Genomic DNA, 25608 nt, shown 5'->3' on the forward strand with positions numbered 1-25608 from the left:
CCGATGGGTTTCAATCTTTCCGAATGGGCGTTGCGTAATCGCCAGATCGTACTGTTCCTGATGATCCTGCTGGCGGTCGTCGGCGCATTGTCCTACTCCAAGCTGGGACAAAGCGAAGACCCGCCGTTCACCTTCAAGGCCATGGTGATCAAGACCAACTGGCCCGGCGCCACGGCCCAGGAAGTCTCGCGGCAGGTCACCGAGCGCATCGAGAAAAAACTCATGGAGACCGGTGAGTACGAACGCATCATCTCCTTCTCGCGGCCCGGTGAGTCCCAGGTCACCTTCATGGCCCGTGACGCCATGCATTCGGCGGCGATCCCCGAGTTATGGTACCAGGTGCGCAAGAAAATCGGCGATATTCGCCAGACCTTGCCGCCCGACATCCAGGGGCCATTTTTCAACGATGAATTCGGCACCACCTTCGGCAACATTTACGCGCTGACCGGCGATGGCTTTGACTACGCCGTGCTCAAGGACTACGCCGACCGTATCCAGATTCAACTGCAGCGGGTGGCGGATGTGGGCAAGGTCGAGTTGCTCGGCCTGCAGGATGAAAAGATCTGGATCGAGTTGTCCAACCTCAAGCTCGCCACACTCGGCCTGCCCTTGGCAGCAGTGCAGCAAGCCTTGCAGGAACAGAACGCGGTCTCCACCGCGGGGTTCTTTGAAACCCCGAGCGAGCGCGTGCAACTGCGGGTGTCGGGCAACTTCAAGACCGTGGAAGAGATCCGCAACTTCCCGATTCGCGTGGGTGACCGCACCTTCCGCATCGGCGATGTGGCCGACATCCACCGCGGCTTCAACGACCCACCAGCACCGCGCATGCGCTACATGGGCGAAGATGCGATCGGTTTGGCGGTCGCCATGCGTGACGGCGGTGACATCCTGGTGCTGGGCAAAGCCCTGGAAGCCGAGTTCGCACGGCTGCAGAAGAACCTTCCAGCCGGCATGGAACTGCGCAAGGTGTCGGACCAGCCGGCGGCGGTGAAAACCAGCGTCGGCGAATTCGTGCAGGTGCTGGCCGAAGCGCTGGCCATCGTGTTGCTGGTGAGTTTCTTCTCCCTTGGTGTGCGCACTGGCATGGTGGTGGCCTTGGCGATTCCGCTGGTGCTGGCGATGACGTTTGCCACCATGTATTACCTTGGCATCGGCCTGCACAAGATTTCCCTCGGTGCGCTGGTGCTGGCGTTGGGCTTGCTGGTGGATGATGCGATCATCGCCGTGGAAATGATGGCGATCAAAATGGAGCAGGGTTACGACCGGCTCAAGGCCGCCAGCTTTGCCTGGACCAGCACCGCGTTCCCGATGCTCACCGGTACATTGATCACCGCCGCCGGTTTCCTGCCGATTGCCACGGCGCAGTCGAGCACCGGCGAGTACACGCGTTCGATCTTCCAGGTGGTCACCATCGCGTTGCTGGCCTCGTGGGTCGCCGCCGTGGTGTTCGTGCCCTACCTGGGGGAAAAACTCCTGCCGGACCTGGCGAAGATTCATGCGGCCAAGCACGGCACCGATGGTCCTGATCCCTACGGCACACCTTTTTACCAGCGCGTAAGACGTTTGGTGGAGTGGTGCGTGCGTCGCCGCAAAACCGTGATCGTCCTGACCCTGTTGCTGTTTATCGGCTCGGTCGCGCTGTTCCGTTTTGTGCCACAGCAGTTCTTCCCGGCCTCCGGTCGCCTGGAATTGATGGTCGACCTGAAGCTGGCTGAAGGCGCCTCGCTGAGCAACACCGCTGACCAGGTCAAACGCTTGGAAACGCTGCTCAAGGATCACGCCGGCATCGACAACTACGTGGCCTATGTCGGTACTGGATCGCCGCGTTTCTACCTGCCGCTGGATCAACAACTGCCGGCGGCCAGCTTCGCCCAGTTTGTGGTGCTGGCTAAAACCATCGAGGAGCGCGAAAGCCTGCGCACCTGGCTGATCGAAACCCTCAATGAACAATTCCCCGACCTGCGTTCACGAGTCACCCGCCTGGAAAACGGCCCGCCCGTGGGTTACCCGGTGCAGTTTCGCGTGACGGGTGAACATATCGAGGAAGTCCGCGCCCTTGCGCGCAAAGTGGCGGCCAAGGTGCGCGAGAATACCCACGTGGTCAACGTGCACCTGGACTGGGAAGAACCGAGCAAGATCGTCTACCTCAACATCGACCAGGACCGCGCCCGAGCCCTCGGCGTGAGTACGGCCAACCTGTCGAAATTCCTGCAGAGCTCATTGACCGGTTCCAGTGTCAGTCAATACCGGGAGGACAACGAATTGATCGAAATCCTCCTGCGCGGCACCGTGCATGAGCGCACCGAACTGTCGTTGCTGCCAAGCCTGGCAGTACCGACCGACAACGGTAAAAGCGTGGCGCTGTCGCAGATCGCCACCCTCGAATACGGCTTCGAGGAAGGCATCATCTGGCACCGCAACCGTCTGCCAACGGTGACCATCCGCGCCGATATCTATGGCAAGGAGCAACCGGCGACGCTGGTCCAGCAGATCCTGCCGACCCTGGAAGGCGTGCGCGCCGAACTGCCGGATGGCTACCTGCTGGACGTTGGCGGTACGGTCGAGGACTCTGCCCGTGGCCAGAACTCGGTCAAGGCCGGCGTGCCCTTGTTCATCGTGGTGGTGCTGACCTTGCTCATGCTGCAACTGCGCAGCTTCTCGCGCACCGCCATGGTGTTTCTGACGGCCCCGCTGGGGCTGATCGGTGTGACGCTGTTCCTGCTGGTATTCCGCCAGCCTTTTGGCTTCGTCGCCATGCTGGGAACCATCGCCCTGTCCGGGATGATCATGCGTAACTCGGTGATCCTGGTGGACCAGATCGAACAGGACATCAAGGCGGGCCTGGCACCCTGGCAGGCGATCATCGAAGCCACCGTCCGACGCTTCCGCCCGATTGTGCTGACGGCTTTGGCGGCGGTGTTGGCAATGATCCCGCTGTCACGCAGTGTGTTCTTCGGGCCGATGGCCGTGGCGATCATGGGCGGGTTGATTGTGGCGACGGCGTTGACACTATTGTTCTTGCCGGCCCTGTATGCTGCGTGGTTCCGAGTGAGGAAGGACGTCGCGTAATCATGCTGGCCACCGTTTCAGCCCTGATGTTGTTGCTTGCCCCAGGCCCTACCAACACCCTGCTGTTTCGCGCAGGGGTGTTGTTTGGTTTTCGGGCCTCCTGGACGCTGGCGTTGATCGAGTGCCTGGCTTATCTACTGCAGGTCTCGCTATGGGGTGTGGCGTTGTTGTATCTGGCGGCGTATTCGCCGTGGGCGCTGAAGGCCACACAATTGGCGCTGGCCTGCTACCTCCTCCTACAAGCTTTGGCAGCGTAAGAACAGTGTCGTCAGCCCCGGTCCCGACCGTTTCTCCGGGCTGTACTTCTTCTGGCTGACGGTGATGAATCCCAAGGGATTGCTGATCGTGTCGTTCATTGCGCCGGTCGGCACCTTTGCCACGCTGATGGTGGGGTGGTTGGCGGAATCGATGGTGAACTGAGGGAGCGCGCGTCTCAGATTTGATGTTTATTGAGATAGTTGCATTTTTCTGGTGTACTCAAGTCTCAGAAATCGAAAAATTGAGATTTTGATGATCAAGTTGCCACCGAGGGTGCCGGAAAGGGTTTTCGTTTTAATTGGCCAGGAACCCCATCTTCAGCACCTTTCTGACTATATGAAGCTGACTCAGCCAACCGATAGCCAGGGGCGTTACTTACACTTTGATCAGCTACGTCACCGCTTCCCCAAGCATTTGGATCAGGCGATATGCTGGGGCATCGTAAAATACGAGCGCTCTCGTCTGTACCAGCAAATATTACCCGTCGGTACGCCTGAGGCCTGGTGCAAGTTTTTACTGACACCGACCGCACAGCGCGTGGTATCCACGGTCGACAGGTATGCCTCAACTGCGGCACTTGAGTACATGAGCAGCAAGATTGGGAAGGCCGCTCACATCAAGTATCTGCTCAATGATTTGATTGAAGATGAAGCCATCAGCAGCAGTCAGTTGGAAGGGGCAGCAACCACGACGCTTGTAGCAAAAGATATGTTGAAAAGAGAGCGGCTACCCAGAACACCCGATGAAAAAATGATCATTGGTAATTACCGGATGATGCGTTTCGCTTGGGATAAGAGAAACGCTCCTCTCAGTGCCGAACTGATCGCTGAAATGCATGAGGTGGGTGTTCAAGGCATTGACGATGACAAATATTCTCCCGGCAGCTTTCGTCTAAATGATGACGTAGTTGTCCAGGATGGTGATAGCAATGTGGTCCATACGCCCCCTCCCGCAGAAGGCATCGCCAAAAGATTGGGGCGATTATCGGACTGGATCAACACCTGCCACGACGATGCTACGACAAGTCGCTACCTTCATCCGTTGATCAAAGGTATATCCCTGCACTTTGCCCTGGGTTACGAGCACCCCTTTCGGGATGGCAATGGTCGTGTGGCACGTGCGTTGTTTTATTGGTTCATGTTTAAAAGCGATTACGCGGCATTCAGGTATATCTCCATCAGTGCTCTGCTGAAGAATGCCGCCGTTCAGTACGGTATGTCTTATCTCTATACCGAGACAGATGAACTGGATCTGACTTATTTTATTGACTACCAGTGTTCTGTCGTCCAGCGAGCGGTTGATGGCTTCAAGGCGTCTTACGAAAAAAGTGTTAAGGAGGCTGAGTCGTTCGAGCAATGGCTCTGGGAGTCAGGGCTTTATAAAGAGTTGAACGAGAAACAGAAGACTGTATTTCAGGTCGCCAAGAGTGGCACCGCGAAGCAGTTCACTGCGGTTAATGTGAAGGAAAATCTGGGCTGTTCCTACAACACGGCGTCAGCCGTCCTGAACGGCCTCGTTGAATTGAACATCTTCGTCAAGAAGAAGCAGGGTCGTGAATGGGTTTTTTCAATGCGTGATCAAGCAGAAATACAAAAAAACTGGTTGAAGACTTCTCGTTAATTTAACGAATGCCCACGTCTTCTTGAGCCGTGGGCATTATGGGTATTACAGCGCCCCGAACACCTTCTTCGCCAGGCTGGTGGCCGCAGCCGCCGGGTTCTCGCGAATGGTTTCTTCCTGCTTGGCAATCATCTTGAACAACCCGTCCAGCGCTTGCTCGGTCACGTAGTTTTCGACGTTGGCGCTCTTGGCGTCCACCGCGCCGAAGGCTGCGGCCTTGCCGGCCAGGGCGTTGTACTGCTGGGCCACGCCGACCTTGTCGGTGGCGGCCTTGACGATCGGCAGGAACTTGGCGCGGATCTGCTCGCGGCTGCTTTTGTTCAGGTACTGGGTGGCGGAATCCTGGCCACCGCTGAGGATGCCCTTGGCGTCCGTCACGCTCATGTTCTTCACGGCGTTGACCAGGATCGGCTGGGCCTGGGTCACGGCGGTTTCGGCAGCCTTGTTCATGCTGGTTTCCAGCTGGGTGACCTGGTCGCCCATGCCGAACATTTTCAGCTTGTCGGCGACTTTGCCCAGCTTGCCTGGCAGGCCGATCTTCACTTCCGGGTTGTTGCTGAAACCACCGGGTACGCCCAGTTGCTTCACGGCAATCTGCGCGCCTTGGGTCAGGGCGTCCTTGAGACCGCCGCTGGCGTCACCCTGGGACAGGCTGCTCAAGTCCAGGGCCATGGCGTTGGCACCGAGCAACAAACCGGCACACAGGGCGGTAAAGCGAAGGGAGTTACGGAGCATGGGCGCTTCCTTTTGGTAGGGCTTATGTTCTAGAAACTATCAGTGGGCCACAGCATCAACGCGCAGGCGCAGCGGTTGTGGGTCCTGGCCATTGAGCTGCACGGAGTGCCGTTCGGTGGTGATAAACAGTAGCTTGCCATCCAGTTCGATGCGAGCGCTCACCGAATAACTGTGGCCGGGTTTGACTTGCGCCGGGTCGTAGCTGAGGTGGAAGGGCAGCGGCACCTGGCCTTTGACCGGGCCTTTCTGCTCGGCGAGCGTCACGGCGGGTGCGTCGGCCAGGGAAACGTCTTGCAGGCTGACACTCAAGGTCGCGCTGGGCGGCAGGGCGATGCGTTGCAGGTAGAACACTTCGCCGTCGAGGCTGGCCTTGGGCGTGGGGCTCATGGATTGGCAGGCTCCGAGCAGGGCGGTGAGGCCCAGGAGGATGATCTTTTTCATGGTACAGCTCCTTTTCAACGGCGCCGGCATCCAACCGGCGCCTGCTTAAATCTAGCGGTTTTCTTCAGGCTTGATGGCTTCCGGTTCCACCGTGGCTTCGGCGGCGCCATCCACACGATGCAAGGCGACCTGACGGATCGACAGGCGAATCTCCGCCGGCAACACGCGTTTCGCCGCCCCTTCGGCCAGTTCGCCGAGCAAGTCGTGGTAGCTCAGCTTGCCGGCTTCGTCGCGGCGCAGCACATCTTGCTCCAGCAACGTCTGGATGAAATGTCGGAAAAGGCTCTTGTCGAAGAACTCCGGGGCGTTGAGGCCGTGCAGGATCGACAGGCGCTGGGCCATGATCGTGCACAGGTCTTCCAGCTCTTCGGCGCTGATGCTGTTCTGACCGCTGTTGAGCAACAGCGAAATCGCCATGTAGAAGCGTTGCAGGGTCTGGGCGATGCTCTTGGACAGCAGCGTCAGCAGCACAAAGTGCCGCGAACTCGGCGCCGGGCGCAGGTACACATTGTTCTCGAAACGCAGCAGGCCTTGCTCGACAAAGGCTTCCAGCCATTGGTCGATCACCGTGTCGAGTTCTTCCAGCGACCAGCGGATAAACAGTTCCGATTGCAGGTACGGATACAGCGCGTGGGTATAGCGCAGGATCTGATCGCGGCTCATCCGCGAGCTGCTCTGGAAGAAGCTGGCCAGCAGCGCCGGCAGGGCAAAGATGTGCAGCACGTTGTTGCGGTAGTAGGTCATCAGGACGGCGTTCTGCTCGTCCAGGTACAGGATCTTGCCCAGGGCGTCACTCTGTTCCGACAGTAGGTCCATGTCCTTGACGTGCTTGATCAGCGCCAGGCCATCGCCTTCGGGCAGCGTGGTGTGGGGCGAATACGGCACGCGGCGCAGCAGCGCCAGGTAGAGGTCCAACTGGCGGGCCATGGCTTGTTCGTCCAGCGCCAGGCGTGTGGTGGACAGCAATGCCAGCGCCACCAGGTTGACCGGGTTCACGGCGGCGGCTTCGTTCAAGTGGCGCGCCACCTGTTCGCCGAGGCGATTGGTGGTTTCGTTGAGCCAGGCCGGTTTGTAGTTCGGGCCCAGTTCCTGGGAGCGCCAATCCGGCTGTTCGCTGTCGAGGAATTCGGCCAGCTTGATCGGCTCGCCAAAGTTGACCGCGACCTGGCCGAAGCGCTGCTTGAGCGCGCCAACCACTTTGAAAATATCGAAGATCGACTCTTTCTTCTTGCTCGCGCCACGCAATTCGCCGAGGTAGGTACGGCCTTCGAGCACGCGTTCATAGCCGATGTACACCGGCACGAACACGATGGGCATGCGCGAGGAGCGCAGGAAGCTGCGCAGGGTAATTGCCAGCATCCCGGTTTTCGGCTGCAGCATGCGCCCGGTGCGCGAGCGGCCGCCTTCGACGAAGTACTCTACCGGGAAGCCCTTGGTGAACAAGGTGTGCAGGTATTCGTTGAACACCGAGGTGTACAGCGGGTTGCCCTTGAACGTGCGGCGCATGAAAAACGCACCACCACGGCGCAGCAGGCTGCCGATCACCGGCATGTTCAGGTTGATCCCGGCGGCGATGTGCGGCGGGGTCAGGCCATTCTTGAACAGCAGGTAGGACAGCAACAGGTAATCGATATGGCTGCGGTGGCACGGCACGTAGATTACCTCGTAGCCCTGGGCAACCTTTTGCACACCTTCGATGTTATTGACCTTGATGCCGTCGTAAATCTTGTTCCAGAACCAGCTCAGCACCACTTCGAGGAAGCGAATCGCGGTGTAGGTGTAGTCCGAGGCGATCTCGTTGCCGTAGCGCAGGGCCTGGGCCTTGGCTTTTTCCGGGCTGATCTTTTCGCGCTCGGCTTCGTCGATGATGGCCTGGCGCACCAGCGGCATGTTGACCAGGCCCTTCACCAGGTTACGGCGATGGGACAGGTCGGGGCCGATCACGGCGGTCTTCAGGTTACGAAAGTGCACACGCAGGATGCGTTGGGCCATGCGCACGGTGCGTTCGTGACCTTTATTGTGCTCGATCAATTCACGCAGGTTGATAGGCGCAGAGAATTGCACGCGGGTCTTGCGACCGAGGATCAGGATGCTCAACAGGCGGCGTAGACGCCCGGTGACGGCCCAACTGTCGGCAAACAGCAGCTTCCACGGGCTGGACTCGCTTTCGGGCGACTGCCCCCAGAACACGCTGACCGGAATGATTTGTGCATTCTCTTCGGCGTGTTCGCTGAGGGTGTCGACCAGGCGGGTCAGGGTTGGCGGCGCGCCGCGCTTGTCCTGGCGGCCGAGCCAGTCCGGGTCCGGCGTGAGGTAGAAAAACGCCGCCGGCTCCAGCAACGGGCCAACCGAAACCGGCAGCACCGGGCGCGGCAGGCCGGCCTTGGTGCACTCGGCATCGACCACGGCCAATTCGGTGAGGGAAGGCGATTGCAGGACGTAGAACACCGGCCGGCTGCGGTCCAGGTTAAGGGTTAGGGACGACTGGTTGATCGTCTCCGAGCGAACCCAGAGGTACAACAGTCGGCGCAAGGTGCCAAACACTAGACGGCGGAACGGGGAACGGGTCATAGGCGTGCTGCTTCAAGTGGAAAAAACCGAGCAGGCGCTCGGGCGGGTAGTGTGCCGTATTCGCCGAAAATCGGCAAAAAAGCAGCGATGTAAACTTGAGTTGATCGTTTTTGAGCCTGTCTTATACTCGGCAGTTCAATGCGACTGACTCAACAATAAAAAGCATGTGGGAGCAAAACAGATGGCAACGCGCGAAACCGGCAATGTGAAGTGGTTCAACGATGCAAAGGGCTATGGCTTCATTCAACGCGAAGACGGCAAGGATGTGTTTGTGCACTACCGCGCCATTCGGGGTGAAGGCCACCGTTCCCTGGCCGAGGGCCAGCAGGTGGAATACGCCGTGGTGAGCGGCGAGAAGGGGTTGCAGGCGGAGGATGTGGTCGGCCTGTAAGGCCCAGATGCAGGAGCGAGCTTGCTGTGGTGAGCGGGCTTGCCCCGCGCTGGGCTGCGAAGCAGCCCTAACCCCTTACGCCGCAGAGTGCCTGACACAACGCGGCGTTCTTGTTGGGGCTGCCGCGCAGCCCAGCGCGGGGCAAGCCCGCTCACCACACAAGCAAGCCTGCTCACCACACAAGCAAGCCCTTCCCACCCATTCAGGGTCAGGCGGTTTTCCAGGTGATCTGCTCTTCACCGTCTTCACTGATGCGGATCCAGGTATCAGCGCTTTCTTCACCTTCTTCCTCAACCCAAGTCCCCGGTGCACAACGCACTTCGACGTTCAGCGCGGCGAATGCAGCGCGGGCGCAGGCGATGTCGTCGTCCCACGGGGTCTGGTCGCTTTCCAGGTACAGGCTGTTCCATTTGCCTACGGCTTTAGGTAGCCAGGTCACGGGCACGTTACCGGCCTTGCACTTGTAGGTCTGGCCTTTCTGGACCCAGTCGGTGCACGGGCCGAGGGCGGCGCCCAACCAGGCGGCGATGGCCTTGTAGTCGACGTCGGCGTCCTTCAGGTAAATCTCGATATCAGGTTGGCGCATGGATGTTCCTCGTTGCGGGATTCGAAAATCCATTCGCGGATACTTAAAGTCGGTTATTGAAGCACGAAATAATCGTAGCGCATCGACACCGTGACCTGCAGCGGCGCGGCGGCCTCGATCACCTCGGCGCGGCGCTCGGCGCTGGCGCGCCAGCCGTGGGGCGTCATCGCCAGCAGGTTGGCGCGGTCCTGGGGCTCGGCCAGGCTCAGGGTGAATTCCAGGGTTTCGCTGTGCGCCAGGTTCATGCCGTCCGGCACCAGGGCCAGATGCTTGTCGTCGGTGTACTCGCGTACTTCGTCGTACAGGCGTTCGCGCAGTTCCATCAGGTGGCCGCTGGTCGGGCCTACCTTCATCAAGCCGCCGCCGGGGCTGAGCAGGCGCTTGGCCTCTTCCCAGTCCAACGGGCTGAATACGCTGGCGAGAAACTGACAGCTGCCTGACGCCAATGGCACGCGGGCCATGCTGGCGATCAACCAGGTCAGCGCCGGGTTGCGCTTGCACGCACGCTTGACGGCTTCCTTGGAAATATCCAGGGCGTAGCCATCGGCGTGGGGCAGGGCCTCGGCGATCTGCGCGGTGTAGTAACCCTCGCCACAACCGATGTCCACCCAGCGCTGCGGCGCACGTTCGGCGGCCAACTCGGCCAGGCGCTTGGCCACCGGCGCGTAGTGACCGGCGTTGAGAAAGTCACGACGGGCCTCGACCATGGCCAGGTTGTCGCCCGGGTCGCGGCTGTTCTTGTGCTGCACCGGCAACAGGTTCAGGTAACCCTGGCGCGCGCGGTCGAAACGATGCCCGACCGGGCACGCCACGCCATTGTCCACCGCATTGAGCGGAGCGCTGCAAATGGGGCAGGCCAGCATCAGGCGAGCAACTTGATCAGGGTCTGGTAGTAGATTTCGGTCAGCACATCGAGGTCGCTGGCCAGGATGCGTTCGTTGACCTGGTGGATCGTCGCGTTGACCGGGCCCAGTTCGACCACCTGGGTGCCCAGCGTGGCGATGAAGCGCCCATCGGAGGTGCCACCGCTGGTGGACGCCTGGGTCTCACGCCCGGTGATCGCCTTGATGCTTGCCGACACCGCATCCAGCAACGCGCCCGGTTCGGTCAGGAATGGCAGGCCTGACAAGGCCCACTCCACGTGCCAGTCCAGGCCATGCTTGTCGAGGATCTCGGCCACTCGCTGTTGCAGGCCTTCGACGGTGGACTCGGTGGAGAAACGGAAGTTGAACACCGCCGTCAGGTCACCCGGGATCACGTTGGTCGCGCCGGTGCCGGAATTGAGGTTGGAGATCTGGAAGCTGGTCGGCGGGAAGAAGGTGTTGCCGTCATCCCAATGCTCGGCGGCCAGTTCTGCCAGGGCCGGTGCGGCCAGGTGGATCGGGTTCTTCGCCAGGTGCGGGTAGGCCACGTGGCCCTGTACACCGCGTACGGTCAGGGTGGCGCCAAGGGAACCGCGACGGCCGTTCTTGACCACATCGCCCACCAGCGTGGTGCTGGAAGGTTCGCCGACGATGCACCAGTCCAGGCGCTCCTTGCGTGCGGCCAGGCGTTCGATCACGGCCTTGGTCCCATGGTGCGCCGGACCTTCCTCATCGCTGGTGATCAGGAAAGCGACCGAGCCCTTGTGGTCCGGGTAGTCGGCGACAAAACGCTCGGACGCCACCAGCATGGCGGCCAGGCTGCCTTTCATGTCCGCCGCGCCACGCCCGCAGAGCATGCCGTTTTCGTCGATCAGCGCGTCGAACGGGTCGTTCTGCCAGGCTTGCACCGGGCCGGTCGGCACCACGTCGGTGTGGCCGGCAAAGCACAGCACCGGGCCTTCGTGTTTGCCATGGGTGGCCCAGAAGTTGTCCACGTCTTCGATGCGCATTGGCTCCAGCTTGAAGCCGGCGTCGCCCAGGCGCTGCATCATCAGCTTCTGGCAGTCGGCATCGATTGGCGTAACCGACGGACGACGGATCAGGTCGATGGCGAGTTGAAGGGTCGGCGAAAGGTCGGCGTGGGCCGTCATGGGGGAACTCCGGGAAGCATATTATGGGGCGGCAACGTTCTACTGTAGGAGCCGGCTTGCCGGCGATGTTCGCAAGGGCAGCGCGCCTCTTTCAGACAGAGCGCGTCATCGTTGACGTCCATCGCTGGCAAGCCAGCTCCTACAGTTAAAGCAAGGCGTGCAAAACGGCCGTTATCTTATAGCAAAACGGCGGCCAGAGGCCGCCGTTTAGTGCATTGCGCAAGTTTTTACTCAGCCGTTGCCAGCTCCACCTTAGGCGCCGGTTTCGGCAGCGACGACAGGAACGCCATGATCAACGCCGCCACATACGGCAGCGACTGCACCAGCAGCATTACCACCCAGAAGCGGATGTCATTGCTTGGCAGGCCCTGCACCAGGTAGATCCCGAGTGCCGCGCCCCACAACAGCAGCATGATGAACATTTCTTCGCGCGCTTCGGAAATGGCTACCCAGAAGCCGTGGTTATCCGCGTTTTTCGGTGTACGAAAGAACGGAATACTGGTGGTGAAGAAACCATACAGCACCGCCTTGGCGATGGTGTGGGACAGCGCCAGGCCGGCCAGGGCTGCGCAGAACGCGTCCTTGAGGTTCACGCCCACTGCGCGACGGTACAGGAAGATGATCTTGCCGACCTTGAACACGAACAGCGCCAACGGCGGGATCGCGAAAATCAGCAACGGCGGGTCGACCCGCGTCGGCACGATGATCATCGCCGCCGACCACAACAGGGCGCCAACGGTGAAGAAGATGTTCATGCCGTCCGCCACCCACGGCAGCCAGCCCGCGAGGAAGTGGTAGCGCTGGCCACGGGTCAGCTCGGTGTCCTTGCCGCGCAGCAGGCTGGCGGTGTGACGCTTGATGATCTGGATCGCCCCGTAGGCCCAGCGGAAACGCTGTTTCTTGAAGTCGATGAAGGTATCCGGCATCAGGCCTTTGCCGTAGCTGTCGTGGTAGTACGCTGCCGACAGGCCTTTCTCGAACACACGCAGGCCAAGTTCGGCGTCTTCGCAGATGCACCAGTCGGCCCAGCCCAGTTCTTCGAGCACCGAGCGACGGGTCATGGTCATGGTGCCGTGCTGGATGATCGCGTCTCGGTCGTTGCGGGTGACCATGCCGATGTGGAAGAAGCCTTTGTATTCCGCGTAGCAGAGCTTCTTGAACGTGCTTTCGTTCTGGTCGCGATAATCCTGCGGCGACTGCACCACCGCGATTTTCGGGTCGGCGAAGTGCGGCACCATGTGCTTGAGCCAGTTCGGCGACACGCAGTAGTCCGAGTCGATCACGGCGATCACTTCGGCGTCCTTGGCGGTGTGCGGGATCAGGTAGTTCAGCGCACCACCCTTGAAACCGGCCAGGGGCGCGACGTGGAAGAACTTGAAGCGCGGACCGAGGGTTGCGCAGTAGTCGCGCACCGGCTCCCACACGGCCGGGTCCTTGGTGTTGTTGTCGATGATCAGGACTTCGTAGTCCGGGTAATCGAGGGCGGCCAGGGCGTCGAGGGTCTGTTTGACCATCTCCGGCGGCTCGTTGTAGCACGGCACATGGATCGATACTTTCGGGCGGTAGTCCGAATCCCCTTCCACCGGCAGGAATTCACGCCGACGCTTGTGGGTCCATACCGCTTCAGCCAGTTCGTGGGCTTCGGTCAGCAACACGATAAATACACCGAGGGCGCCGAGAGCCAGGAGGATGCCCACCGTGACGCTGAACCAGGTGCTGTATTGCTGGCTGTAGTCGTAACCGATCCACACCAGCACCGAACCGCACAGGAACGCGATAAAGGTCAGGAAGGTGCGGCCACGCTGGCGCAGGGCCGAGCCGTCGATCATCAACAGTGTCAGGGACAGCAGTGCGAGCACCACCGAACCGATGGCCAGTACCCGCCACTGCGGAATCGCCACCACCGGCCCGTCAAAGTTGAACTTCTGTTGGCGCGCGGCGTTGTAAACGCCCCAGTAAGCGCCAGCCGAACCTTCGTCGCTGACTTTCCACGGCTGATCGAACGCCTCGATCACGAAGTAGTTGAAACCCTGGCGGTTCAGCTTGTTCACCAGTGTGCGCAGGTAGATCGCCTGGTCGGCCGGGGACGTTTCATTGCCACCGCGCATGCGGCCGTTGCTCGGCCAGCCAACCTCCGATAGCAGCAGCGGCTTTTTCGGGAACATTTTCTTCAGGTCCCGGGCGCGGTCGAGTACGTACTGGCCGGCCTTGTCCATCGGAATGTATTCCCAGAACGGCAGGATGTGCGCGGCGATCAGGTCGACGTGCTTGGCCAGTTGCGGGTTCTTTTCCCAGATGTGCCATTGCTCGGACGTGGTCACCGGCACTTTCACGGCGGCGCGCACGCGGTCCAGCAACACAATCAGGGCTTCAGGGGTGATTTCTTCGCGGAACAATGCTTCGTTGCCGACCACCACTCGCACCACACTGCGCGAGCTGTTGGCGATTTCGATGGCGCGCTGGATTTCGCGCTCGTTGCGCTCCAGATCCGGGCTGATCCAGATCCCCAGCGTCACCCGCAGGCCGAACTCTTCCGCCAGCTTGGGGATATCCCCCAGCGTGCCGTCGACCGAGTAGGTACGGATGTTGTCCGTCAACTTGCTCATGATCTCCAGGTCACGACGCATCTGGTCGTCGCTCGGGTACTGGTTTTTCTGTGGATACTGGCCTTGCTGGAACGGCGAGTAGGAAAAACCGGAGATCTGTTCAGGCCAGTTGGGGGTAGTGACCGGGCGGTTGATCAGCGCCCAGAAGCCGGTGAACAGCGCGGCGATTGCCAGCACTATCACCAGGTTGAGTCCAAATTTACGCGATGACATGGCTATTTCGGGTTCCAAAAGGTGTGGAACGAAAAGAGGTGTCGGCCTACGCCGAACGGCGCGCATCCTACACCGGCCTTTCCCGGAGCGTATAGCAGACAGAGAAAAGCCGGACGTTAGTCAGCGAAAGGCCATCTAAGTTCTTTACGTGTAACTTGTAGCTTAAAACTTGCCGCTGCGTAGCCCATAATGCGCGCCGGTTTTTGGGGTAATGGTCATGAGTACAGAAGATCCGCGGTTTGCAGGCGTCGCCCGCTTGTATGGCATTGAAGGCCTGGAACGCTTGAAGGCGGCCCATGTGGCGATCGTCGGCGTCGGCGGCGTAGGCTCGTGGGCGGCGGAAGCCATGGCCCGTTGCGGGGTGGGCGAGATTTCGCTGTTTGACCTGGACGACGTCTGCGTCAGCAACAGCAACCGCCAACTGCACGCGCTGGACAGCACCGTGGGCAAGCCCAAGGTCGAAGTGATGGCCGAGCGCCTGCGCGGCATCAATCCGGAGTGCACCGTGCATGCGGTGGCGGACTTCGTGACCCGCGACACCATGGCCGAGTACATCACACCCGACATCGACTGCGTGATCGACTGCATCGACGCCGTCAACGCCAAGGCCGCGCTGATCGCCTGGTGCAAGCGCCGCAAGATCCAGATCATCACCACCGGCGGCGCCGGCGGGCAGATCGACCCGACGCTGATCCAGGTGTGCGACCTGAACCGCACCTTCAATGACCCGTTGGCTTCGAAAGTGCGTTCCACCTTGCGTCGCGACTATGGTTTCTCACGCACGGTGACTCGCCATTACAGCGTGCCGTGTGTGTTCTCCACCGAGCAACTGCGCTATCCCAAGCCGGACGGCAGCATCTGTTTGCAGAAGAGTTTTGTCGGGGACGGCGTGAAGCTCGACTGCGCGGGCGGGTTTGGCGCGGTGATGATGGTGACAGCCACGTTCGGTATGGTCGCGGCGACCAAGGCGGTGGACAAGATTGTCGCCGGGGTGCGCAGGCCATCGGAGCGGGTCAAGCCTGCTTAATTCTGGATATTTACACCATTCAAAATGTGGGAGCTGGCTTGCCTGCGATTACAGTGTGTCAGTCGCTGAAGATCTTGACTGATCCACCGCTATCGCAGGCAAGCCAGCTCCCACATTTAGTTTTGTGTATGGCTCAACGCTCGCATGCGCTGCAATACCGCGTTAAGGCCGTTGCTTCGGGACGGTGACAGTTGGCGGGAAAGGCCCAATTGGTTGAACCAGTCAGGCACATCCACCCTTTGCAAGTCGGTGGCGGACAGTCCATTGACCCGCGCCAACAGCAGCGCCACCAAGCCGCGAATCAACCGCGCATCGCTGCTCGCAGCAAACTGCCAATGCCCATCCCGCAAATCCCCCACCAGCCACACCAGGCTTTCACAGCCCTGCACCAGGTTGGCGTCGACCTTGTCCTCATCCGCCAGTGACGGCAGCCGCTCGCCCCATTGCATCAGCATCCGCGCGCGCTGCTCCCAACTGCCGACAGCCTGGAAGGCTTCGAGCGCGCTAACCGCATCCACCGGCAGGCTCATCGCAGCATATCCAGCGCCTGGTCCAGCGCTTCAAAGAAGCGTTCCAGGTCATCGGAATCGTTATACAGCGCCAAGGACACGCGAATGGCCCCCGACAAATGCATCGCCTTGAGCAGCGGCATGGCGCAATGATGCCCTGCGCGTACGGCAATACCTTGCTCGGTGAGCAGGTGCGCGAGGTCTGCGTTGTGCACGCCATCCACGACAAAACTGACCAGTGCGACCTGTGGTGATCCGAGTACGCGCACGCCGTTGCGCGCGTTGAGCCCGCGCAATAAATAGTCATGCAGCGCCGCTTCATGGGCGACGACCGCTGGCGAGTCCAGCGAACTCAGGTAATCCAGGCTGGCACCCAGGCCGATCACGCTGGCAATCGGTGGGGTGCCGGCCTCGAAACCCAGCGGTGCCGGGCGAAAGCTGGCGCTGTGGTAGTCCGCCTGTTGCACCATCTCGCCGCCAAACTGCCAGTGGCGCAGGTGATGCAGGGCTTCATTGCGGCCGAACAGCACGCCGACGCCGTCCGGGCCATACAGTTTGTGGCTGGAAAACACATAGAAGTCGCAACCCAGTGCCTGCACGTCATGGCGGCCGTGGACGATGCCTTGAGCGCCATCGATCACGGTCAAGGCGCCGTGCGGCCGGATAAGTGCCAACAAGGCCTCCAACGGCTGCCAGGCGCCGAGCACGTTGGACAACTGGCTCACCGCCAGCAGGCGTGTGCGTGGGCCGATCAGCTCGGCGGCCGCGTGCAGGTCGATCACGCCGTCATCGTTCAGGGGCAACACCACTAGCGTGGCGGCGCGACGTTTGGCCAGTTGCTGCCAGGGCAGCAGGTTGGCGTGGTGTTCCAGGGCGCTGATGACAATCTCATCGCCCGCATTGAATAAGTGCTCAAGGCCATAGGCCAGGAGGTTCAGCGCAGAAGTCGCGCCGTGGGTGAACACGATCTGCCCGCTGTCACCTGCGTTCAACCACTGCGCGACCTTGCTGCGACTGTCTTCGAACGCCTGGGTCGCGTGGGCACCTGGCAAATGCTGGGCACGGTGCACATTGGCTGCGCCGTTGGCGTAGTAATGGCTGATGGCATCCAGCAGGGCCTGGGGTTTTTGCGTGGTGGCGGCGTTGTCCAGATACGTCTGGTCTTGCCGTTGCAGGGTGGCGATGGCCGGGAAATCGGCGCGCCAGGGGGAGGGCACTAGCATGGTGTTCAAGACTCGTATAAGCGAGCCCCAGGGTTGGGGCCCGCTAGTGGCATCGAGTGGCTGCTTAGTTGTGAGCGTGCAGCGCTTCGTTCAGTTCGATGGCCGATTTGTGGGTTTTGCACTCCACGGCACCGGTCTCGGAGTTACGGCGGAACAGCAGGTCCGGTTGGCCGGCCAGGTCACGTGCCTTGACCACTTTGACCAGTTGGTTCTGCTCGTCCAGCAGCGCAACCTTGGTGCCAGCGGTGACATACAGGCCCGACTCCACGGTGTTGCGATCGCCCAACGGGATACCGATACCGGCGTTGGCGCCGATCAGGCAGCCTTCGCCGACCTTGATCACGATGTTGCCGCCACCCGACAGGGTGCCCATGGTGGAGCAACCGCCGCCCAGGTCCGAGCCCTTGCCGACGAACACGCCCGCCGAAACACGGCCTTCGATCATGCCCGGGCCTTCGGTGCCGGCGTTGAAGTTGACGAAACCTTCGTGCATCACGGTAGTGCCTTCGCCCACGTAGGCGCCCAGGCGGATACGCGCCGCGTCAGCGATACGCACGCCGCTCGGCACGACGTAGTCGGTCATTTTCGGGAACTTGTCCACCGAGAACACTTCCAGCAGCTCGCCACGCAGGCGGGCTTCCAACTGACGTTCGGCCAGCTCATTGATGTCGATGGCGCCCTGGCTGGTCCACGCCACGTTCGGCAACTGCGGGAACACCCCGGCCAGGCTCAGGCCGTGTGGCTTGACCAGGCGATGGGACAGCAGGTGCAGCTTGAGGTAGGCCTCGGGGGTGGAGGTCAGCGCGGCGTCTTCGGCCAGCACGGTGGCGACCAGCGGGTTGTGGCTTTCAGCCAGGCGACTCAGCAGCGCGGCTTGGGCAGCATCGACACCTTTGAGTGCGTCTGCCAGTTGCAGGGCCTGGGTGACGGTGAAGGTAATCGCCTGGTTGCCTTCGGTGTAACCGAGGATAGGTGCGATGGCGGCGACAATTTCAGCCGATGGATTGAGCAACGGTTGTGCGTAAAACACTTCCAGCCAAGCACCTTGGCGGTTCTGAGTGCCGACGCCGAAGCCCAGGCTGAACAGGGAATTGGACATGCTGTTACCTCTACAAAAATGGAAAGGGCTGGCCTACTTGAGGGCCGCCGAATAACTATCTGGCTTGAAGCCAATCAGGGTTCTGTCACCGAGATCGAGCACCGGGCGCTTGATCATCGAAGGTTGTGCGAGCATCAATTCAATGGCTTTCGACTGATCGAGATCGGCTTTGCGTTCGTCTTCGAGTTTGCGAAAGGTGGTGCCCGCACGGTTCAAAACCACCTGCCAACCGTGCTCGTTGCACCATTGGGTCAAGTGTTCGCGGTCGATACCGGCCGTTTTGTAGTCGTGGAACTCATAGCTGACGCCGTGCTCATCGAGCCAGGTGCGCGCCTTTTTCATGGTGTCGCAGGCTTTGATGCCGAAAAGGTGCAACGTTTTGCTTGAAGCGGTCAAGGAATTGCCCCCCTTTGGGCTGCTTAAAACGAAAGGTCACGGATTATGCCACGACCAGCGGATTTGGGTGCCGCAAGTCACCATCCTGCGACTTTTGTGCAAAAGCCAGCGCGTGTCATAGGCGGTTAACATAGCTGGGTAATATGGCACTTCAACGGCCAGTTGTTGCCTGATGTGTGTCGTTGCAAGTCGATTGTCCGGGAAACCCGCGTTATGCAAACCGCCTACACCGTTCTCATCCTGCTGATGCTGGTCAGCGTTTCGCGTCTCGTAGGGCGTGTGATTCCCTTGCCGTTGCCCTTGGTGCAGATTGCCGCCGGTGCCTTGCTGGCCTGGCCCACGCTGGGGCTGCACGTAGCGCTGGACCCCGAGCTGTTCCTGTTTCTGTTCCTGCCGCCGCTGCTGTTCTCCGACGGCTGGCGCATGCCCAAGCGTGAGTTGTGGCGGCTGCGCGGGCCGATCCTGACCCTGGCGGTGGGGTTGGTGCTGTTCACCGTAGTCGGTGCGGGTTACTTCATCCATTGGATACTGCCTACGATTCCACTGCCGGTGGCCTTCGCCCTGGCGGCCGTGTTGTCACCGACGGATGCCGTGGCGGTGTCAGCCATTTCCCAGAATCGCTTGCCGACGCCGTTGATGCATATGCTTCAAGGTGAGGCACTGATGAACGACGCTTCGGGCCTGGTGACCTTCAAATTTGCCCTGGCGGCGGCACTGACCGGGGTGTTTTCCCTGGCCGACGCGAGCCTGACCTTTGTCCTGGTGGCGGTGGGTGGTCTTGCGGTCGGCGTGGCGTTGAGCTGGCTGGTCGGCCGCCTGCGCGCCTGGATGATTGCGCGGGGCTGGGACGATCCGGCCACTCACGTGGTGTTCATGTTGCTGTTGCCGTTTGCGGCCTATGTGCTGGCCGAGCGCCTGGGCGCGTCGGGCATTTTGTCGGCGGTGGCGGCGGGGATGATGCAAAGCTGGCTCGACCTGCTGCCGCGCCAGACCAGCACGCGCTTGCTCAATCGCAGTGTCTGGTCGCTGTTGGAGTTTGCCTTCAACGGTTTGATTTTCCTGCTGCTGGGCCTGCAACTGCCGGACATCATCAAGGCCGTGGTCAGCCACGAGCCGACCCTGTGGCCAACACTGTTTTATCGCTGCCTGGACGTAGTCGCGATCTTCCTGGTGCTGGTGGTGTTGCGATTTATCTGGGTGCAAAGCATCTGGCGGCTGTCGGGTTTACTCCGCCGTCTACGTGGGAAAACTGAACTGACCCTGGTACCGACCGCCCGTTCCTGCTGGCTGTTGACCGTCGGCGGTGTGCGCGGCGCCGTGACGCTGGCGGGCGTAATGTCGGTGCCCCTGCTGTTGGCGCCGGGGAAGGACTTTCCCGAGCGCGACTTGCTGATCTTTATCGCCGCTGGCGTGATTCTGCTGTCACTGGTCGCCGCGTGTATCGCGCTGCCGCTGCTGTTGCGCGGCATCGAAAAGAGCCCGGATGAAAAACGCCATAAGGAAGTGCGCGAAGCCTGGAAAAAAACCGCCGTGGCCGCGATCCATGCCCTGGAAGCCGAAGAGCCCGCTGAAGCCGAAACGCTGGACGCTGCCCAGGCGGCACTGGCCACTGAGCTCAAGGCGCGCCTGATGTCGGAATACCGCCATCAATTGGAAGTCTTCAATGACTCGGCCGAAGCCCAGGCACTGGCGCAGCAGATGGACCTGCTTGAGCGCAAATTGCGACTCAAGGCCCTGCGCGCGCAGCGGTTGGAGTTGTATAGCTTGAGCCGTCATCACCAGATTGGTGATGACGTCTTGAGGGAAGTGTTGGCGGAGTTGGACATGAGTGAGGCGAATCTGGGTCAGGTGAAATGACCCACAACCCCTTCAGCGGCGGCGCTGAATGAAATCGCGAATGCGCTCAGCCGCTTCCACACACTCCGCCAACGGCGCAACCAGCGCCATGCGCACACGCCCGGCGCCGGGGTTGAAACCGTCCACTTCACGGGACAGGTACGAACCCGGCACTACGGTCACGTGTTCTTCCACGAACAAGTCCCGGCAGAACGCCGCGTCGTCGCCATTCACGTTTGGCCACAGGTAGAAACCACCATCCGGGCTCTGCACATCCAGCACCGGTTTGAGGATCTCCAGTACGGCGTCGAATTTCTCGCGGTACAGGTCGCGGTTGGCCTGTACGTGGGCTTCATCCTGCCAGGCAGCAATGCTGGCCAGCTGGGTTTGCACCGGCATCGCGCAGCCGTGGTAGGTGCGGTACAGGAGAAAGGCCTTGAGGATGTCGGCGTCGCCGGCCACGAACCCGGAGCGCAGGCCCGGCAGGTTTGAGCGCTTGGACAGGCTGTGGAACACCACGCAACGCTTGAAGTCCTGGCGACCGAGTTCGACGCAGGCACTCAACAGGCCTGGCGGCGGGGTCTGCTCGTCGAAGTACAGCTCGCTGTAGCATTCGTCGGCGGCGATCACGAAGTCGTATTCGTCGGCCAGGGCGATGAGTTTTTTCAGGGTGTCGACCGGGATCAGCGCGCCGGTCGGGTTGCCGGGGGAGCACAGGAACAGGATCTGGCAGCGTTTCCAGATGTCCGGCGACACCGCGTCGAAATCCGGGTTGAAGCCATTGGCGTCCAGGCATGGCAGGTAGTGCGGCTTGGCCCCGGCCAGGAACGCGGCGCCTTCGTAGATCTGGTAGAACGGGTTCGGGCTCACGACCAGCGCGTCGTCGCCACGGTTGACCACGGTCTGGGTGAAGGCGAACAGCGCTTCACGGGTGCCGTTCACCGGCAGGATATTGCGCGCAGGATCGAGCCAGCCCTTGGGCACATCGAAACGGCGTTCGCACCAGGCACCGATGGCCTCGCGCAGGGCCGGAATGCCCAACGTGGTGGGGTACACCGCCATCTGGTCGAGGTTATTGCTCAGCGCTTCGGCGACGAACGTCGGCGATTTGTGCTTGGGCTCGCCGATGGACAGTGCGATCGGGCGCTTGTCCGGGTTCGGCGTGACACTGCCCAGCAGGGCGCGCAATTTCTCGAACGGGTAGGGCTGGAGCTGGTTCAGGGCGTTGTTCATGTAAGCCTCTATGACGGTGTACACAGGCCGTGTAGGAGCTGGCTTGCCAGCGATGGCATCGCGTCGGTGCACCTGATACACCCAGGTGTTCGCATCGCCGGCAAACTGGTTCCTACAAAGGGCGTGTTTACAAAGTTAAAAATTCATATGGTCAGGCGTGTCAGCTCGACGCCGGGTTCCTGGGTCACGCTCAATTGCTGGACGATCGCGTCCTGCAGGCGGCGACACAGTTCCGGGTCGGACAACGGCTGGTTGTCGGCATCGGTGATGAAGAACACGTCTTCCACGCGTTCGCCGAGTGTCGCAATCTTGGCGTTCTGCAACGACAGGTCGAACTCCAGGAAAATCCCGCCGATACGGGCCAGCAGGCCTGGGCGATCCGGAGCGCTGAGCTCCAGTACCGTGACCGGGCGCTGGGCGTCGTTGGAAATGGTCACCTGGGGCGCAAACGCAAAGTGTTTGAGCTGGCGCGGTACCCGACGCTGGATGATGGTCGGGTAATCGTCAGGGTTGCGCAGGGCCTCGGTCAGGCCTTCGCGGATCTTTTTCACCCGCACCGGGTTGTCACCGATCGAGTCGCCGTCGGTGTCGAGCACGATATAGGTGTCGAGGGTGAACTGGCTGCTGGAGGTGATGACGCGGGCGTCGTGGATGTTCAGGTTGAGTTGGTCCATGGCGGCCACGGTCACGGCGAAGAAATCGTGCTGGTCGGGGGCGTAGATGAAGATCTGCGTGCCACCTTCGAATTCGCGCTGGGTGGTTTCCTTGATCAGCACCAGCGGGCCGCCATCGGCCGGTTGTTGCAGGATCGCGTCGCTGTGCCAGGCCACGTCGCCGGCGGTGTGGCGCAGGAAATAATCGTCGCCCAGTTGCGACCACAACTGCTCGACATCGTCCGGGTCGTTGCCGCCGCGCACCAGGATATCCAAGGCCGCGCTTTGGGTGCGACGGATCTGCTCTTCGCGGTCTACCGGGTTTTCCAGGCCACGGCGCAGGGCACGCTTGGTCTCGGTGTACAGCTGGCGCAGCAGGCTGGCACGCCAGGAGTTCCACAGTGTCGGGTTGGTGGCGTTGATGTCGGAGACGGTCAGCACGTACAGGTAGTCGAGGCGGGTTTCATCGCCGACGATCTGCGCGAAGTCGTGGATCACCTGCGGGTCGGACAAGTCCTTGCGCTGGGCAGTGGTCGACATCACCAAGTGGTTCTGTACCAGCCAGACGATCAGCCGGCTGTCCCAGAGGGGCAACTGGTGGCGCTGGCAGAAGGCCTCGGCATCCACGGCACCGATCTCGGAATGGTCGCCATGCCGGCCCTTGCCGATGTCGTGGTACAGGCCGGCCAGGTAGATCAGCTCGGGCTTGGGCAGCTTGGCCATCAGCTTACTGGCCAGCGGGAATTTCTCTGACACCTGGGTGTACTGCAGCTTACGCAGGTGTTTGATCAGGTTCAGGGTGTGGGCGTCCACGGTATAGATGTGGAACAGGTCGTGCTGCATCTGCCCGACGATAAAGCCGAACTCCGGCAAGTAGCGCCCGAGGATGCCGTAACGGTTCATGCGCCGCAGGTTGCGGTGGATGCCGATCTTGCACTTGAACAGTTCGATGAAGAGGCTGGTGTTGCGGATGTCGTGGCGGAAATCGTCGTCGATCAGGTGACGGTTTTCCCGCAGCAGGCGGATGGTGTCGGCGCGCACGCCTTTGATTTCCGGCTGCTGGGCCATCAGCACGAAGATTTCCAGCATGGCGAACGGCGTGCGGCGGAACACATTGTCGTTGCGCGCCTCGATATAGCCGTCGTGCAGTTGGAAGCGCGAGTTGATCGGCTGTGGCGGCGCTTCGTCTTCAGGCGCCAGGATCACTTCTTCGAAGTGCTGGATGATCAGGTCGCTGAGCTGGGCAATGCTCATGACCACCCGGTAATACTGTTGCATGAAGCTTTCGATGCTGGTCTTCGCGTCTTCGCCTTCAAAGCCCAGCAGGGTGGCGATGGAGCGCTGGTGGTCGAACAGCAGGCGGTCTTCGGAGCGTCCGGCGAGCATGTGCAGGGCGTAGCGCACTTTCCACAGGAATTCCTGGGACGAGGCCAGCAGGGCGTTTTCGCTCTCCACCAGGAAGCCTTCGCCGGCCAGGGCACGCAGGTTCAGGGTGCCGTACTGGCGACGGGCAACCCACAAAATGGTCTGGATATCCCGCAGCCCGCCCGGCGAGCCTTTGACGTTGGGTTCCAGGTTGTATTCGGTGTCGTTGTACTTGTGGTGCCGGGCCTTCTGCTCGGCGCGCTTGGCCAGGAAGAAGTCCTTGCTCGGCCACATGTGCGCAGTGCTGGTGACTTCGAGCATGCGCTGGCGCAGGCGCTCCGGGCCGGCGATGGTGCGGCTTTCCATCAGGTTGGTGATCACCGTGAGGTCGGCGCGGGCCTCTTCGGCGCATTCGTCCACCGAGCGCACGCTCTGACCGACTTCCAGGCCGATGTCCCACAACAGCGTCAGAAAACGCTCGATCGAATCGCGAAAGATCTCATGGTCAGCGCTGTCCAGCAGGATCAGCAGGTCGATGTCGGAGTAGGGGTGCAGCTCGCCACGCCCGTAGCCACCGACCGCCACCAGGGCGATATCGGCGTCTTCACTCCAACTGAACTGCTCCCAGGCCTTTTGCAGGATGTTATCGACGAACCAGGCGCGGTCCTCGATCAGCCGGCGGATGTCCCGGCCACTGCGAAAGCGCTCGTCGAGCACCTCGCGGGCCTGGCGGATAGCCTTCTTGAACGCGGCGATAGGGCTCGCCTTCAGGGCCAGTTCGGCCTGGAACTGGCCACGGTCGAAGAGTTCGGGATCCACCTGGGGCATCGATCGGCTTTCCTTTCTATCTATCAGTCAGTCACAACACAGTGGGGGAAAACCTGAGCAACCTTTACGCCGACACTGCACCCGAAGTGCGAGGGATCGTGTCGTCGGCGCGCAAGGTGAAGATCTCGTAGCCGGTTTCGGTGACCAGCAGGGTGTGTTCCCACTGGGCCGAGAGCTTGCGGTCCTTGGTGATGGCGGTCCAGCCGTCGCCCAGCACCTTGGTGTCGGCCTTGCCCTGGTTGATCATCGGCTCGATGGTGAAGGTCATGCCGGCCTTCAGTTCCATACCGGTGCCGGCACGGCCGTAGTGCAGGATCTGCGGCTCTTCGTGGAATACGGTGCCGATACCGTGGCCACAGAATTCGCGCACCACCGAGAAACCGTTCTTTTCAGCGTGCTTCTGGATCACTTCGCCGATGTCGCCCAGGCGGCAGCCGGGCTTGACGATTTCGATGGCCTTGTACATGCATTCCTGGGTCACCTGGGACAGGCGCTCCGCCCAGACCGGCACGTTGCCGACGTGGAACATGCGGCTGGTGTCGCCGAAGTAGCGGTCCTTGATCACGGTGACATCGATGTTCAGGGTATCGCCGTCTTTCAACGGCTTGTCCCCCGGAATTCCGTGGCAGACCACGTGGTTGACCGAGGTGCAGATCGACTTGGGGAAGCCCTTGTAGTTCAGTGGCGCAGGAATGGCACCCTGCACGTTGACTATATAGTCGTGGCAGATCTGGTTCAGGGTTTCGGTGGTAACGCCGGGCTTGACGTGTTCGGCAATCATTTCCAGCACGTCGGCAGCCAGTTTGCCGGCGATGCGCATGCCAGCGATGTCTTCGGCGGTTTTCAAACTAACGGTCATACAGGCTCTCTCTAGCGCGACGCGCTGAAATCAATACGGTTTACGGGCGTGCGACAAAAGGTTACAGAATTCGCAC

At 61.0% G+C, this 25608-nt stretch carries 20 protein-coding genes; 6 read left to right on the plus strand and 14 right to left on the minus strand.

All coding sequences use genetic code 11. The features are described 5' to 3' along the window. The first annotated feature begins 3 nt into the window (after positions 1-3). The 3 genes from BM70_RS0105720 (at position 4) to BM70_RS0105730 (ending at position 4947) form a co-directional block, all read left to right on the plus strand. On the plus strand, positions 4-3069 hold the full coding sequence (locus BM70_RS0105720; protein WP_025855112.1) for an efflux RND transporter permease subunit: 3066 nt from the start codon (positions 4-6) through the stop codon (positions 3067-3069). A 2-nt stretch (positions 3070-3071) separates the two neighbouring features. Beyond that, on the plus strand, positions 3072-3326 hold the full coding sequence (locus BM70_RS33550) for a hypothetical protein (protein WP_256220878.1): 255 nt from the start codon (positions 3072-3074) through the stop codon (positions 3324-3326). Between the two features lie 256 nt (positions 3327-3582). Beyond that, complete coding sequence (locus BM70_RS0105730; RefSeq protein WP_025855113.1) at positions 3583-4947, plus strand: Fic family protein; 1365 nt, start codon at positions 3583-3585, stop codon at positions 4945-4947. Positions 4948-4992: 45 nt separating this feature from the next. Here BM70_RS0105730 and BM70_RS0105735 read toward each other — a convergent pair whose 3' ends face one another. The 3 genes from BM70_RS0105735 to plsB are packed head-to-tail and all read right to left on the minus strand — an operon-like array spanning position 4993 to position 8694. Further along, on the minus strand, positions 4993-5682 hold the full coding sequence (locus BM70_RS0105735; protein WP_010212601.1) for a DUF4197 domain-containing protein: 690 nt from the start codon (positions 5680-5682) through the stop codon (positions 4993-4995). Between the two features lie 39 nt (positions 5683-5721). Then, on the minus strand, positions 5722-6123 hold the full coding sequence (locus BM70_RS0105740) for a YbaY family lipoprotein (RefSeq protein ID WP_025855114.1): 402 nt from the start codon (positions 6121-6123) through the stop codon (positions 5722-5724). Between the two features lie 51 nt (positions 6124-6174). Next, a complete protein-coding gene (gene plsB / locus BM70_RS0105745) occupies positions 6175-8694 on the minus strand; it encodes a glycerol-3-phosphate 1-O-acyltransferase PlsB (RefSeq protein ID WP_025855115.1) in 2520 nt (839 codons plus the stop codon). Positions 8695-8875: 181 nt separating this feature from the next. Between plsB and BM70_RS0105750 the strand changes: the two genes are divergently transcribed. Next, positions 8876-9085, plus strand: coding sequence for a cold-shock protein (locus tag BM70_RS0105750; RefSeq protein WP_024073812.1), 210 nt, complete (start codon positions 8876-8878; stop codon positions 9083-9085). 208 nt (positions 9086-9293) lie between these two features. On the opposite strand, the gene BM70_RS0105755 is transcribed toward BM70_RS0105750, so the two are convergent. From BM70_RS0105755 to BM70_RS0105770, 4 genes are all read right to left on the minus strand, one after another. Next, on the minus strand, positions 9294-9671 hold the full coding sequence (locus BM70_RS0105755) for a hypothetical protein (RefSeq protein ID WP_012722582.1): 378 nt from the start codon (positions 9669-9671) through the stop codon (positions 9294-9296). Between the two features lie 53 nt (positions 9672-9724). After that, positions 9725-10534, minus strand: coding sequence for a putative RNA methyltransferase (locus BM70_RS0105760; protein WP_025855116.1), 810 nt, complete (start codon positions 10532-10534; stop codon positions 9725-9727). Beyond that, positions 10534-11685 (minus strand): succinyl-diaminopimelate desuccinylase, encoded by a 1152-nt coding sequence (gene dapE, locus BM70_RS0105765; RefSeq protein ID WP_025855117.1) that lies wholly within the window; start codon positions 11683-11685, stop codon positions 10534-10536. Before dapE ends, BM70_RS0105760 begins: the two co-directional genes overlap by 1 nt. A gap of 227 nt (positions 11686-11912) precedes the next feature. Continuing rightward, positions 11913-14504 carry a glycosyltransferase gene (locus BM70_RS0105770; RefSeq protein WP_025855118.1) on the minus strand — a complete coding sequence of 864 codons (2592 nt, stop codon included), beginning with the start codon at positions 14502-14504 and terminating at the stop codon, positions 11913-11915. A 211-nt stretch (positions 14505-14715) separates the two neighbouring features. Between BM70_RS0105770 and tcdA the strand changes: the two genes are divergently transcribed. Continuing rightward, entirely contained in the window at positions 14716-15531 is an 816-nt protein-coding gene (tcdA, locus tag BM70_RS0105775; RefSeq protein ID WP_081782040.1) for a tRNA cyclic N6-threonylcarbamoyladenosine(37) synthase TcdA, read from the plus strand. A gap of 116 nt (positions 15532-15647) precedes the next feature. On the opposite strand, the gene BM70_RS0105780 is transcribed toward tcdA, so the two are convergent. The 4 genes from BM70_RS0105780 to BM70_RS0105795 all read right to left on the minus strand — a co-directional run bounded on the left by BM70_RS0105780 (position 15648) and on the right by BM70_RS0105795 (position 18758). After that, positions 15648-16061, minus strand: a complete 414-nt coding sequence (locus BM70_RS0105780; RefSeq protein ID WP_025855120.1) for a SufE family protein — start codon at positions 16059-16061, stop codon at positions 15648-15650. After that, positions 16058-17263 (minus strand): aminotransferase class V-fold PLP-dependent enzyme, encoded by a 1206-nt coding sequence (locus BM70_RS0105785; RefSeq protein WP_025855121.1) that lies wholly within the window; start codon positions 17261-17263, stop codon positions 16058-16060. Before BM70_RS0105785 ends, BM70_RS0105780 begins: the two co-directional genes overlap by 4 nt. A 64-nt stretch (positions 17264-17327) precedes the next feature. Then, complete coding sequence (gene dapD / locus BM70_RS0105790; protein WP_025855122.1) at positions 17328-18362, minus strand: 2,3,4,5-tetrahydropyridine-2,6-dicarboxylate N-succinyltransferase; 1035 nt, start codon at positions 18360-18362, stop codon at positions 17328-17330. Between the two features lie 33 nt (positions 18363-18395). Further along, on the minus strand, positions 18396-18758 hold the full coding sequence (locus BM70_RS0105795; protein WP_003189147.1) for an ArsC family reductase: 363 nt from the start codon (positions 18756-18758) through the stop codon (positions 18396-18398). A gap of 213 nt (positions 18759-18971) precedes the next feature. Between BM70_RS0105795 and BM70_RS0105800 the strand changes: the two genes are divergently transcribed. Beyond that, complete coding sequence (locus tag BM70_RS0105800) at positions 18972-20615, plus strand: Na+/H+ antiporter (protein WP_025855123.1); 1644 nt, start codon at positions 18972-18974, stop codon at positions 20613-20615. Positions 20616-20627: 12 nt separating this feature from the next. Here BM70_RS0105800 and dapC read toward each other — a convergent pair whose 3' ends face one another. From dapC to map, 3 genes are all read right to left on the minus strand, one after another. Beyond that, positions 20628-21827, minus strand: coding sequence for a succinyldiaminopimelate transaminase (dapC, locus tag BM70_RS0105805; RefSeq protein ID WP_025855124.1), 1200 nt, complete (start codon positions 21825-21827; stop codon positions 20628-20630). A gap of 143 nt (positions 21828-21970) precedes the next feature. Next, the gene (locus tag BM70_RS0105810; RefSeq protein WP_025855125.1) at positions 21971-24673 is read right to left on the minus strand and encodes a [protein-PII] uridylyltransferase; all 2703 of its coding nucleotides are present in this window, start codon (positions 24671-24673) and stop codon (positions 21971-21973) included. Between the two features lie 64 nt (positions 24674-24737). Further along, on the minus strand, positions 24738-25532 hold the full coding sequence (gene map, locus BM70_RS0105815; protein ID WP_025855126.1) for a type I methionyl aminopeptidase: 795 nt from the start codon (positions 25530-25532) through the stop codon (positions 24738-24740). Between the last annotated feature and the right edge of the window lie 76 nt (positions 25533-25608).

Source organism: Pseudomonas sp. CHM02 (genome assembly GCF_000612585.1).
In the GTDB taxonomy this organism is placed as follows: Bacteria; Pseudomonadota; Gammaproteobacteria; order Pseudomonadales; family Pseudomonadaceae; genus Aquipseudomonas.